Origin of the sequence: uncultured Salegentibacter sp. (assembly GCF_963972535.1) — a bacterium.
Taxonomy (GTDB): Bacteria; Bacteroidota; Bacteroidia; order Flavobacteriales; family Flavobacteriaceae; genus Salegentibacter.
On record NZ_CAXAVR010000082.1, the window covers coordinates 1 to 12,243 of the forward strand.

A 12,243-nucleotide genomic window follows, 5' to 3' on the forward strand; every position below is an offset into this window, starting at 1 on the left:
ATCCTGAAATAAATTCAGGATGACGTAAATTATTCTAAATCTTTTTTACCTGTTTAGGCTTAACCAAGAAATGTTCATTTAAAAAAACCAGCATATAACCAAGGCTTTTTGGGAAACTAAAACCTAAAAACTTGTGATAAATGTTGAAATTATATTTAAGCATCTCAACTTTATTTCCTGAAATAGAGCCTTTTCTAACCCGGTATTTTGCTAAACACTTTTGAATTCCTACCGCCGGCCCACCTTTTTCAACAGCTTCCAGCCAAAGTGCCCAATCCTGCCTTTTCCTTATCTCGGGAGCGTAGATCTTTCCTAGTTTTTTAGCGTTATAAATCCCGGTGAGGTTGCCCAGGTAATTTGATTTAAGCAATTTTTGATAGGTTAAAACGGGCAGTGCTTCTATAATTTCGTTTCTGGAATTTCCATTTTCATCTATTTGTAAATAACTGGAGAAACAAACCGCAACATCCTGATGCTGCATCATTTTAAGCTGAATTTCCAGCTTTCCCGGTTTCCATTGGTCATCTGCATCCAAAAAAGCGATAAAATCGCCCTGAGCGGCTTTAATTCCTTTATTTCGACTTATTCCTGTGCCGAAATTGTTTTGATTTTGAAGTATTTTAATTCGGAAATCTTGCTTTGCTAATTTTTCAGCTTTAGAAATCGTAGTATCTGTTGAGGCATCATCGATAATAAACAATTCCCAGTTGGAGTAGGTTTGAACAATTACAGAATTTACCGCAGCTTCAATAAAATTTTCCGCATTAAAAGCGGGCATAATTACGGAAACCAGGGGATTCTCCATATCTTGCTTATCGCCTTATATGATTGGAAAAATCTTTGTGCTCGCTTTTCTCTAATTCTTCCGGACTTAGATTTTTGAAATAATTATAAGTGATTTTCATTCCTTCACTACGGGAAACAGTAGGTTCCCAGCCTAAAACCTCCTTTGCCCGACTAATATCTGGCTGCCTTTTTAAAGGATCGTCTTCGGGAAGTTCTTTATAAACCACTTTTTGCTCGGTTCCGGTAAGTTTTAAAATTTCTTCGGCAAAATCTTTAATAGTGATTTCATCTGGATTTCCAATATTTACAGGATCGGGATAATCGCTTAACAATAAGCGATAAATTCCTTCTATTTGGTCGTCTACATAACAAAAAGAACGCGTTTGTAAACCATCGCCAAAAATGGTAAGATCTTCGCCACGTAAGGCCTGCCCAATAAAAGCCGGAATTACCCGCCCATCGTTTAAACGCATCCTGGGACCATAGGTATTAAAAATACGCGCAATCCTGGTTTCCAAACCGTGAAAACGGTGATACGCCATGGTAAGAGATTCCTGAAATCGCTTTGCTTCATCATAAACCCCACGGGGCCCAATGGTATTTACATTACCATAATATTCCTCGCTTTGCGGATGCACCTGCGGGTCTCCATAAACTTCGGAAGTTGACGCGATTAAAATCCTGGCATTTTTTTCTTTTGCTAAACCAAGACAATGCAAAGTCCCCACCGAACCAACTTTTAAGGTTTGAATGGGAATCTTTAAATAATCTATGGGGCTTGCGGGAGAAGCAAAATGCAAAATATAATCTAACTCGCCGGGAACGTGGATAAATTTGGTAATATCGTGATGAAAAAATTCAAAATTATCCAGTTTAAAAAGATGCTCAATATTCTTTAGATCTCCGGTAATAAGGTTATCCATCGCAATAACTTCATATTCTTCTTTAATAAACCTATCGCATAAGTGAGAGCCTAGAAAGCCGGCAGCACCAGTAATGAGTATTCTTTTTGCCATTCCTGAAGTTTGGTGCGAAAATTACTTAAATTTTATGAGATTTACGAAGGGATGAGGCTTTTAAGGCTCATCTTCCATTCCGGAATTTTCTTCTGAAATTTCTCCTGAACTTTAGTTTTATCTAACACGCTATATTCCGGTCTTGCGGCAATGGTTTTAAAATTGTTGCTTTCGTTTAACCGAATTTCTTCTGAATTTCCTGTAAATTCTAAAATTGCTTTTGCAAAACTATACCAGGTAGCTTCGCCCAAATTGCTGAAATGATATAATCCAAAATCTTTATTTTCTGAAGCGATTATTTCCAAAACAAATTTAGCCAGATCATTAGCATTTGTTGGTGTTCCGGTTTGAGAAGTGGTGATATTTAATTCAGCTTTTTCGTCTATTTTTCGAAGGATAGTTTTATAAAAATTATGACCGAATTCTGAATACAGCCACGAAGTCCTTAAAATAAAATGTTCTTTTAAAACCTCAGCGATTAACTGTTCTCCCTTTAATTTTGAAGCGCCATATACATTTATAGGATTTGTCTTATCGGTTTCTGTATAAGGTTTTTCAGCTTTCCCGTCGAAAACATAATCGGTGGAAAAATGAACTAATTTCGCCTGATTATCATTACAAAGCTCAGCGAGATGTTTGGTAGCTTCAGCATTAATTTTAAAAATTTTCTCTTCTTCAGCTTCGGCTTTTTCTACGTTTGTGTAAGCCGCGCAGTTAATAACCCAATCAAAATTCCCTTCAGCAAAAAGTTTCTGTAATTTTGATTTATTGGTAATATCAGCTTCTGCAGAAGATTGAAAAACGAAATGAAAATCAGGATAATTCCCTGAAATCTTTTTAAAACAAGCTCCTAATTGTCCATTGGCACCGGTAACGAGAATATTTTTCATTTAAAAATCTCTTTTAATCGCGGTTGTTTTAAATCTTTATCTGAGATTATCATATCTTCTTCGGGAAATCCCCAGTCTATTGCCAAATCGGGGTCGTTAAAAATAACACCTGCTTCGTAACCCGGATAGTAATATTCGTCACATTTATAAGCAAAAACCGAAGTTTCTGACAGGGTTACAAAGCCGTGCCCAAATCCCTTTGGAATATAGAGCTGATATAAATTCTCATCGTCAAGAATTATTTTGAAACTTTGTTTAAAAGTAGGCGATTCTGGCCGTAGATCTACCACCACATCCAGCACCTTGCCATAAATAGCGCGCACCAACTTGGTTTGCGCCAATTCCCCGGTTTGATAATGCAACCCGCGCAAAACACCTTTTTTTGAAATAGATTGATTATCCTGAACAAATTCCTTTTCTATCCCGGTTAATTCTATAAATTTTTTCTTGTGATAGCTCTCCAGAAAAAGGCCCCGTTTATCCCGAAAAATATCGGGTTTTATAATAAAACAGTCTTTTAAAGGTGATTCTTCAACTTTCATAAACTAAGATTTAAAGATTTGTTCCAGGATTTTTTCAGTAATTAAATAAGTGGGTTTTACCCCGGTAGTTCCAAGCCCACCTGATGCCAAGGTGCTACCGGTTTCTAACGGATTATCTGAGGCGTAATAGGCATATCTAACTTTAACTTCGCTATCTATACTTCCGCGTAATTTGGAAGCCGCCTGTATGGCTTTTTGGTAATGTGCGCCCTCCATCTCAAGCCCGCTAACATTCCAGGTAGAATCGTGGAAAAATTTAAGAATATCCCGGTTTTGAAGCGAAGTTCCCAAAACGGTGATCATAGCACCGTCTACAATATCAATTCCGCTGCCTTCAAGATCGGCCGGACTAAGTTCATTTTTAAACGGGTAATTATCTGCGGTGCCTTCAAATAAATGCGCAGAAGGAATCATAATATCTCCTTTTCCGCCTTCCAGGATACCGGCTTTTCCCATAATGGAGATAGATTCTACGTTCATTTTTATCTCATTTCCTTCAAAATTGTATGGTTTCAGCAGTTCATCCATAGTTTCATAAGCCTGCTCGCCAAAAGCATAATCCATCACGATAATTACCGGAGCTTCTTCTTCGGTTTTAATATCCCAGCTTCCGTATTTACCGTTTAGTTTAGCCGTATCAAAGATTTGCACATCTATATTGGTTCCGCTTTTATCGTCTAAAAACGTCATCCCATTATCTAAAGCCGATTTCATTACTTTGCTGCGTAAATCGCCGTTGGCAGTATTACTAAGCAATTCGTAAATCTCCAGTGGTTTTTTCTTTTTAAGCTCGGTTTTTAAAGCTGAAGGAGTATAAAGCGTGTTCATTACACTATGCATATTCGCACTAATAATGTGTAAAGGGCGGTGCATTAAATTCTCTTTTATGAGATGTTGCTTAATATTATCGGCCCAAATTTCTCCGTGAATATGGTGCCCTAAACGTTCTCTTAAAACGGGACTAAAAGTAATAATCCTTTTATCGTTGTTTATAGTTTCTGCAATAGCGAGTTTCCCTAACCAGTAGATTATATTTAAGAAACGTTCTGGATTTCCCGGTAGTGAGAATTTTGGATAAATATCCTGAACTTCAAAGAAAGTTCGGCCTAAAATATTGGCGGTGTGAGTTAAAGCAATTTCGCGTTGTGCCTGGTCTAAAGGCTCTTCCTGTAAAACAGCTTTTTCCAGTTTTTGCCAATCTCTGGTAACACTACCTTCTTCATCTATAATTACGCGACGCATTATTTTATGAGACTCTACAAACAGAAAAGTAAGGTGAGTAAGAATATCATAGATCTCAGAACGGCCACGGGTTATTTCAATATTCATTTGTTCATCGTCTATCCTATAGCAGTTACGCCGGCGCTTTGGCGGAACAATAGGCTTAAAATGCGAATTCCCATAGCCTTCATCACTGGTAAGGTTTATAAACCTGCATTCTTCAATTCCTTTTGGTAAACGGTCTATCACATAAAGTAATCCGCTTAATTCAGCTTTATCATCGGCTATAGAGCCGTAAATTTCGGGGCGAAGTATAAGTAAGGCTTCCCTTAAGGTCTCTCCCGAAACGCCCATAGGTTTATAAAAACCACGATTAAAAAGGTGGCGCATAGTAATATACATACGCTCTATCGCGTGGGTACTCTCTTGGGCGCGGGTACGGCCTAGTAATTTTAGGTTTATCATTTTTTTGTTATGCTTTTATAATTTTTTCCAGGACTTCAGCAATTTTACGATCGTTGGCCAGGCGCGGCAACTTATTTTGTCCGCCCAGTTTTCCAATAGATTTCATATACTGCTGAAAACCATTTTCTGGAACTTTTGATATTTTTAATGGCTGAAGAATTTTTCCTTTAATAAGATCAAAATAGTAAGAATTTTGCTGCTGAAGACTTTTATCCAGAATTTTACTGAATTTAGATAAATCTTCAGGCTCTTTTTCAAATTCTACAAACCATTCGTGGTAAGGTAATTCTTCATTTTCTGGGGTAATTTGCGGTGCCACGGTAAACTCGCTAATTCTTGCATTTGTAGCTGCAGTGGCTTCCTGAATAGCTTCTTCTACCTCCTTGGCAATAACGTGCTCTCCAAAGGCCGAAATAAAATGTTTTATCCTGCCTGAAACAATTACCCGGTAAGGCTTTGTGCTTGTAAACTGCACCGTATCGCCAATATTATATGCCCAAAGACCGGCATTTGAAGAAACCAATATTACATAATTTACACCGGTTTCTACCTCGCCAATAGTAAGCCGTTTCGCATTTTCTTCATAAAATTCATCGGCTTTTACAAATTCATAAAACATACCGGAATCGAGTTGCAGTAACATTCCTTTTTCGGTTTGTTTATCCTGAAAAGCGAAAAATCCTTCTGAAGCCGGGTAAAGTTCAATGCTATCTACTTTTCTACCAATTAGGTTTTCAAATTTTGAACGGTAAGGTTCATAATTTACGCCGCCATAAATAAACAAATCGAAATTAGGAAAAAGCTCACCAACCTTCTTCCCGGTTTTTTGCTGAAGTCTTTCAAAATACATTTGCACCCAGGATGGAATACCGCTAATAACGCTCATATTTTCGTTTCGGGTTTCTTCTACAATGGCATCTACCTTAGTTTCCCAATCCTCAATACAATTGGTTTCCCAACTGGGCATTCTGTTTTTCTGAAGATAGGAAGGCACGTAATGCGCCACGATCCCCGATAAACGACCTAATTTCACACCGTTTTTCTCATCCATTTCCGGACTTCCCTGGAGGAAGATCATTTTTCCATCTACAAATTCTGCATTTCCGGTTTCAGCGATATAACATAAAATCGCATTTCGGGCCGCGTTAATATGCGAGGGCATAGAATCTTTTGTAAGTGGAATATACTTGGCACCACTGGTAGTACCAGAAGTTTTTGCGTAGTATAAAGGTTTACCCGGCCATAATATATCTTCTTCGCCGGCTACCATTTTATCTACATAAAAGCGCAATTCTTCGTAATCGCGAATTGGTACATTTTGGATGAAATCTTTATAAGTTTTGATGTTTTTAAAATCGTGATCTTTGCCAAACTGCGTGTCTTTGCCTTTTTCTATAAGCTCCCTGAATACTTTTTGCTGGGTGGCTTCAGGTTGGGAAGCCCATTTATCTATTTTTTTGCGTATATAATTGGCAAAAATCTTTGCTCCAAACGACTTTAAAGACATAGGTTTTATTGAATTAATTGGTATTTTAAATTTCAGAAATACCTTTGGTGTTACAAAGGTCGTGATTTATTAATCAAAATCAATATAATCTGCAGGGTCTACGGGTACGGCTTCGTTCCAAAGTTCAAAATGCAAATGTGGGCCGGTGGTGTATTCTCCGGTAGATCCTGCAGTGGCAATTACCTCTCCCCTTCTTACATTCTCCCCCTGTTCTTTGGCTATAGATGCGTTGTGTTTGTAAACCGACAATAAGCCATATTCGTGCTTAATAATTATTACATAACCGGTTTCTGTAGTCCATTCTGCAAAAATTACACGTCCATCGGCAACCGATTTAACCGGAGTGTTTTTTGCAACTACAATATCTACTGCATAATGTTTTTCTTTAGCATCATAAGCTTCAGAAATTGAACCTTTTACCGGCGGAAACAGAGAAAAGTCAATATTATCTGTAGCAGAGGGTAAAACATTGTATTTGTCTTCCTGCGCTACTTCTTCTCTTAACAGGGAGTCTGCCCTGGAAGGTTCTATAGCTTCAATTTCCTGACCCATTATAGGGTTTTCTACCATAGAATCTCTACTTAAACTGGAGGTATCTGCTTTCCCAGTAAGTACATTTTTAATTGAACTTAAATATTGATTATTCAGCTTTAAAACCTGCTGAAGGGAATCTGACTTATAAGCCAGCTCAGAAGCCTGTCTTTTTAATTGGGCGGAAGAATAGCCGGGTATATATTCTTTAAGCGGAGTAAAAGCAATTATAAAAGTAGTGGCAGCAATTAAAATTATTGCACTTAGCGTGATCGTTACAAAAACATTGAGGCGGGTTAATTTAAAAGAAAGTTTTTCCTCAAAAGTATCTTCATTCAAAACTACCATTCGGTATTTATGAAGTAACTTTTTGGTGAATTTTTTTCTCTCTTTTTTATTTTCTGCCATATTACATTTACAAAGTTAAATTAAAATTTTTGCCTGTTTAGTGAAGTTCTCAAACTTAGGTCTAAATTGGATCTTTTTAGAGAGAAAAAATAAGATTTTCAATAAAATTGCCTTCCCGTTTTATAATACCCCACAACTAAAACTTAAATTTAAGCCATATTAACGTTGTAATTATTTAATTCTTGTTAAGTTTGTAATATCAAAATTATACGTTATGAATGCACTTATTTTACCATTAGCTATTGGTGCCCCGCAAATTATCTTAATTGTTGTGGTAATATTGCTACTATTTGGAGGTCGAAAAATTCCTGAATTGATGAGAGGTTTAGGTAGTGGAATTAAAGAATTTAAAGACGCTTCTAAAGACGAAAACGGCGAAAAGCCAGTTACTTCTGATGATAAGAAATTTTCAGAAGAAAAGAAATAGACAAATAACTACCTTATAAAAAAAGCCCGAATTTTAAAGTTCGGGCTTTTTATTTGTATTTTAATTTGTGCTATTCAATATCTGCAGACTGCAGGATAGCATCTATTTCAAACATATTATCACGTTTGCCTCTGGAGGGAGAGAAAACAAAACCTTCTACTACCAAATAGCGATTATTGGCCTCATCTTTAATTGCATAATTTAAAAATGGTCCCGCCATAAAAGCGCCTTTTACTTCCCAGGTTCCACGGGTTTCATACGCGAATTTACCATCAATTTCAGTCTCAAAAAGATAAGGAGCGTAGGCTTCTTCGGTAATCATATGAGTTCCTTCGGTAGGGCCGGGAATATGGGCTTTTCCAATAGAATCGCGCATTTTTATAATATTTCCAATAGTATTGGTATCAGCTTCAATTTGACTGATGGGTACCTCATAAATAAGAATTTCCATATTCCCTTTTGGTATTTCCTTTCTAATCCAAACAAAATCTTCTTCTTCTAACGCATATCTATAAGCCGATGGAAAATCTAAGGATAAACCGAATTTTTCTTCCAGCTTTCCATCTTTTTTAAGCGATTTTTTCATTCGGCGTTGCTTCTCCTTCATTTCAGTTTCTTTAAAGGCAGAAACCATTTTCTCTGAACTTTCATTAATTATATGAATTAGTTCTTCTTCGCTTTCACCAGAGATTATTGCACCGGTTTGTGGCCGGGCATAAAGATCTTTAATAATTCTGGCTTCAGCCTCTTTCCCTTCCTGAACGGAAATAAAAGAACGATTTTTTCTAACAAATCCGCTAAAGGTTTCTGGCGGTATCTGGCTTAAAGAAAACAAAGGTTCTTCCTGGGGCAATCCTTCTACCGTAGCTGCAAAATTATCTCTAATGGCTTCGCCTACCGGGCCTTCCCATAATTCGTTCTCAATAATCAGGGTAATTTGATTAATATTTCCGGAAGAGTCTGAAAGGATACGTTCTTCTGTTTTATCGCCGTTTTCGTTACATGAAACGATAAAAACTAAACTGAATAGAAGGAATAATGTTTTTTTCATTTTTATTAGTTTGGTTTGAAATGATTAACCCTTGGAAAGTTTAAGTTCCATCCCGGGTTTTAGGCTATTATTACCCATATCATTCCAAGCCCTCAAATTCTGTACCGTAACTCCCGGAAACTTACGGGAAATACTCCAAAGCGAATCTCCTTTCTTCACGGTATAGGTTTTTTCTTTATTGTTTTGGCTACTTGCCGTAGATGTATTTTGAGCTTCTGTACCGGGTTTTCGCGGATAAATAGTAAGATATTGCCCTATTCTTAAATTATTGCCTCTTAGATTATTCCAGCGCTTAATACTGCTTACTCCTACCCCGTAACGCTCGGCAATTTTCCCTAAATAATCACCGCTTTTTACACGATACCTTATTTGTTCATCTGCTTTTACAAACTCAGGAAAAGCTGCTGCTTTATTTTTAATATCTTCTTCGGCAAAATTATAAATAGCAGCTTCATTACTTACAAAAGCACCGCTTACGGTGGCCGGAAGCCTTAGCATATAATTTTCATCTTCTACAAATGGAATAACATCCAGTTTGTAACTGGGATTTAAAAACTGAAGCATTTCTTTTTCTACCCCGGTAACCTTAGAAATCTGATCGAAGGTGATCAACTTTTTCACTTTTATGGTGTCGGTTTCAAAAAAGGCAATGTCCGGCCCTTGCGGCTGAAAGTTGTGTTCATCGGCATACTCAAAAAGGTAAAGTGTAGCCAGGAAAGCAGGAACGTATCCGGCAGTTTCTCGTGGTAAAAATCGTCTTAACTCCCAGTAATTGTTCGAGCCACCACTACGTCTAATTGCTTTTGAAACATTTCCCGGACCAGAATTATAGGAGGCGAGCACCAAATCCCAGTCTTCAAAAGATCGATATAGGTTTGCCAGGTATTTTGCAGCGGCTTCCGTAGACATTTGAGGATCCATACGATCATCTACATAGCTACTTACATCAAGTCCGTGAGCTTTTCCTGTTCTATACATAAACTGCCAAAGGCCCGTAGCACCCACCCAGGATTTTGCTCTTGGGTTTAAAGCCGATTCTACGATGGCCAGGTATTTTATCTCCAGCGGAATATCATAACGATCCAGCTGCTGTTCAAACATTGGGAAATAGTATTCACTTAACGCCATAAGACGCTCCATAGCCTTCTTATTGCGTTTTAAATAGGAATTAATAACACTTTCCAGTACGGGATGGTATTCTACGTTAAACGGCGTGCGAGCATTTAATTTCGCTAACCTGGCTTTTAAAGTATCGGTGGGAAGTTCTTTGTTTACTTCATTTTCATAATCCTGTTCCCTGATGCTTTTATACATCTCGTCAAAAAGATCTGAATTGGTAAGCTGTGCTTTCCAAACAGAATCAATTTTGGCTGCGCGGGGAAGATCTTCTAACGAAACCGCAGAAGAATCCCTGATCACAGCCGAAATTGGTAACTTGTTCTTGAATTCCGGGTCGGGATGAGCAAGAATAATTTCACTGCTATCTACCTTTTGGAAGATCTGTACCCTAAAATTAGCTTTCTCTACCTGCTTCCCCTTCTCCTCTTCCTGCGCCTGAAGGCTAATCCCAAAAAGGAATACAAGAGATAAAATTATATACCTGCCCATAATTATTCAATATTTAAAAAAGAACGTAAAATCTTAGATTTTAGTACATTTTATTTCCCTATTGCCTCAATACCGGGCAATGATTTTCCTTCTAACATCTCTAACATAGCACCACCGCCTGTAGAAACATAGCTTACTTTATCTTCAAAACCGAATTGTTTAACCGCGGCTACAGAATCTCCCCCTCCTACTAAAGAGAAAGCACCATTTTTGGTAGCTTCAGCAATAGAATTTCCTAAAGCAATAGTTCCTTTTGAGAATTTATCCATTTCAAATACACCAAGCGGCCCATTCCAAAGAATAATTCTTGATTCCTGGATTACTGCATCAAAATTTTTGATACTTTCTGGCCCGGCGTCAAGTCCCATCCAACCATCGGGAATTTCGTTGATTTTAGCGGTATCTGTAGAAGCCTGTTCAGAAAAACTATCGGCAATTATAGAATCTACCGGAAGATGAACCTGTACATTCTTGGCTTCGGCTTTTTTAAGAATCTCCAGAGCTAATTCCTGTTTATCTTCTTCTACAAGAGAATTTCCTATTTTTCCGCCTTTGGCGAGAATAAAAGTATAGGCCATTCCTCCACCAATAATCAAATGATCTACTTTATCAAGAATATTTTCAATTACGGTAATTTTAGACGAAACTTTAGCGCCACCTAAAACCGCAGTTACCGGCTTTTCTTTACTGTGAAGTACCTTATCAAGGTTTTTAATTTCTTTTTCCAATAAATATCCAAAGCATTTATCGTCAAAATATTTGGCAACAATAGTAGTAGAGGCGTGAGCACGGTGTGCGGTACCAAAGGCATCGTTTACATAAATATCCCCAAGTTGCGAAAGTTGTTTTGCAAAATCTTCGTCTCCACCTTTTTCCTCCTTATGAAATCTAAGGTTTTCCAGTAATAAAATTTCACCGGGATGTAAATTATCGGCTGCAGTTTTAACTTCATCTCCAATACAATCGTTCACAAATTTGGGTTCTACCCCAATAACCTCTGCAACTTTTTTCACAATATGTTTTAAAGAATATTTTTCTTCTCTGCCTTCTGGCCTGCCAAGATGCGACATTAAAACAACGCTCCCACCATCTTCCAAAATTTTAAGAATAGTAGGCTTTGCAGCTTCAATTCTATTAGCATCAGTTACTTCCTGATCTTTATTCAATGGAACATTAAAATCTACTCTTATTAATGCCTGTTTGTCTTTAAAATTAAAATCGTTTAAAGTCTTCATTTTTCATTTCATTTTTTAGAACCAAAAATATGGTTTGGTTGATTAAGATTAAGCCCAATCGGCTTTTATTCAGCATACGCTATTTACAAATATAAATTTTTCCGAAGACATTAAAGTGTATATAAATTTTATATTTGCTTATGCTTTTTGAAGAAATAATAGGTTTACAGCATTTAAAGAAACATCTTACCACAACGGTAGATAATGGCCGGGTTCCCCACGCACAGTTGTTTGTAGGAAAAAGTGGTAGTGGTACTTTACCGTTGGCCATTGCTTACGCGCAATACATACTTTGCAAAAATAAGGAAGGAGAAAACAATTCTGGAAACAGCAATTGTAATGAGCGATTTAAAAAATTAGCGCATCCCGATCTTCATTTTGCATTTCCCGTTGCTGCCAATCAAAAAATAAAAAAACATCCTGTTTCTTCCCACTTTTTAGAAGAATGGCGGGAATTTGTGAAAACCAATCCCTACGGAAGTTTATTTGAATGGTACCAAAAACTTGGAATAGAAAATAAACAAGGTCAAATTGGTGTAGATGAAGCCCAGGAAGT

11 protein-coding genes and 1 pseudogene are annotated in these 12,243 nt (G+C 37.3%); 2 read left to right on the forward strand and 10 right to left on the reverse strand.

All coding sequences use genetic code 11. The features are described from left to right. Nucleotides 1–34: 34 nt before the first annotated feature. The 7 genes from AACZ30_RS10080 to AACZ30_RS10110 all read right to left on the reverse strand — a co-directional run bounded on the left by AACZ30_RS10080 (nt 35) and on the right by AACZ30_RS10110 (nt 7,366). The gene (locus AACZ30_RS10080) at nt 35–805 is read right to left on the reverse strand and encodes a glycosyltransferase family 2 protein (protein WP_339649150.1); all 771 of its coding nucleotides are present in this window, start codon (nt 803–805) and stop codon (nt 35–37) included. 7 nt (nt 806–812) lie between these two features. Next, on the reverse strand, nt 813–1,802 hold the full coding sequence (locus AACZ30_RS10085) for a UDP-glucuronic acid decarboxylase family protein (RefSeq protein ID WP_339649151.1): 990 nt from the start codon (nt 1,800–1,802) through the stop codon (nt 813–815). Nucleotides 1,803–1,843: 41 nt separating this feature from the next. After that, complete coding sequence (gene rfbD / locus AACZ30_RS10090) at nt 1,844–2,692, reverse strand: dTDP-4-dehydrorhamnose reductase (protein ID WP_339649153.1); 849 nt, start codon at nt 2,690–2,692, stop codon at nt 1,844–1,846. Further along, nucleotides 2,689–3,234: a dTDP-4-dehydrorhamnose 3,5-epimerase gene (gene rfbC, locus AACZ30_RS10095; protein ID WP_075325351.1), complete on the reverse strand. Its 546-nt coding sequence runs from the start codon at nt 3,232–3,234 to the stop codon at nt 2,689–2,691. The genes rfbD and rfbC overlap by 4 nt, the downstream gene beginning before the upstream one ends. Nucleotides 3,235–3,237: 3 nt before the next feature. Then, nucleotides 3,238–4,920, reverse strand: a complete 1,683-nt coding sequence (locus tag AACZ30_RS10100; RefSeq protein WP_075325352.1) for a hypothetical protein — start codon at nt 4,918–4,920, stop codon at nt 3,238–3,240. Nucleotides 4,921–4,927: 7 nt separating this feature from the next. Next, nucleotides 4,928–6,427 carry a GH3 auxin-responsive promoter family protein gene (locus tag AACZ30_RS10105; protein WP_339649154.1) on the reverse strand — a complete coding sequence of 500 codons (1,500 nt, stop codon included), beginning with the start codon at nt 6,425–6,427 and terminating at the stop codon, nt 4,928–4,930. Nucleotides 6,428–6,496: 69 nt separating this feature from the next. After that, on the reverse strand, nt 6,497–7,366 hold the full coding sequence (locus tag AACZ30_RS10110; RefSeq protein WP_339649155.1) for a M23 family metallopeptidase: 870 nt from the start codon (nt 7,364–7,366) through the stop codon (nt 6,497–6,499). Between the two features lie 214 nt (nt 7,367–7,580). On the opposite strand from AACZ30_RS10110, the gene tatA reads away from it, so the two are divergent. Next, nucleotides 7,581–7,793: a twin-arginine translocase TatA/TatE family subunit gene (gene tatA / locus AACZ30_RS10115; protein WP_339649156.1), complete on the forward strand. Its 213-nt coding sequence runs from the start codon at nt 7,581–7,583 to the stop codon at nt 7,791–7,793. Between the two features lie 70 nt (nt 7,794–7,863). Here tatA and AACZ30_RS10120 read toward each other — a convergent pair whose 3' ends face one another. The 3 genes from AACZ30_RS10120 to AACZ30_RS10130 are packed head-to-tail and all read right to left on the reverse strand — an operon-like array spanning nt 7,864 to nt 11,687. After that, nucleotides 7,864–8,844: a DUF4837 family protein gene (locus AACZ30_RS10120; protein WP_339649158.1), complete on the reverse strand. Its 981-nt coding sequence runs from the start codon at nt 8,842–8,844 to the stop codon at nt 7,864–7,866. Between the two features lie 24 nt (nt 8,845–8,868). Further along, the gene (locus AACZ30_RS10125; protein WP_339649159.1) at nt 8,869–10,452 is read right to left on the reverse strand and encodes a LysM peptidoglycan-binding domain-containing protein; all 1,584 of its coding nucleotides are present in this window, start codon (nt 10,450–10,452) and stop codon (nt 8,869–8,871) included. Between the two features lie 50 nt (nt 10,453–10,502). Continuing rightward, the gene (locus tag AACZ30_RS10130; RefSeq protein WP_339649160.1) at nt 10,503–11,687 is read right to left on the reverse strand and encodes a phosphoglycerate kinase; all 1,185 of its coding nucleotides are present in this window, start codon (nt 11,685–11,687) and stop codon (nt 10,503–10,505) included. A gap of 140 nt (nt 11,688–11,827) precedes the next feature. Here AACZ30_RS10130 and AACZ30_RS10135 point away from each other — a divergent pair. Beyond that, nucleotides 11,828–12,243: pseudogene (locus AACZ30_RS10135) on the forward strand (DNA polymerase III subunit delta'); the annotation flags it as partial.

Coding starts and splice junctions, on each gene's coding strand:
- AACZ30_RS10085 (WP_339649151.1), bottom strand. CDS start 1,802: ATGGCAAAAAGAATACTCATTACTGGTGCTGCCGGCTTTCTAGGCTCT.
- AACZ30_RS10120 (WP_339649158.1), bottom strand. CDS start 8,844: ATGAAAAAAACATTATTCCTTCTATTCAGTTTAGTTTTTATCGTTTCA.
- tatA (WP_339649156.1), top strand. CDS start 7,581: ATGAATGCACTTATTTTACCATTAGCTATTGGTGCCCCGCAAATTATC.
- rfbD (WP_339649153.1), bottom strand. CDS start 2,692: ATGAAAAATATTCTCGTTACCGGTGCCAATGGACAATTAGGAGCTTGT.
- AACZ30_RS10100 (WP_075325352.1), bottom strand. CDS start 4,920: ATGATAAACCTAAAATTACTAGGCCGTACCCGCGCCCAAGAGAGTACC.
- AACZ30_RS10110 (WP_339649155.1), bottom strand. CDS start 7,366: ATGGCAGAAAATAAAAAAGAGAGAAAAAAATTCACCAAAAAGTTACTT.
- rfbC (WP_075325351.1), bottom strand. CDS start 3,234: ATGAAAGTTGAAGAATCACCTTTAAAAGACTGTTTTATTATAAAACCC.
- AACZ30_RS10130 (WP_339649160.1), bottom strand. CDS start 11,687: ATGAAGACTTTAAACGATTTTAATTTTAAAGACAAACAGGCATTAATA.
- AACZ30_RS10125 (WP_339649159.1), bottom strand. CDS start 10,452: ATGGGCAGGTATATAATTTTATCTCTTGTATTCCTTTTTGGGATTAGC.
- AACZ30_RS10080 (WP_339649150.1), bottom strand. CDS start 805: ATGGAGAATCCCCTGGTTTCCGTAATTATGCCCGCTTTTAATGCGGAA.
- AACZ30_RS10105 (WP_339649154.1), bottom strand. CDS start 6,427: ATGTCTTTAAAGTCGTTTGGAGCAAAGATTTTTGCCAATTATATACGC.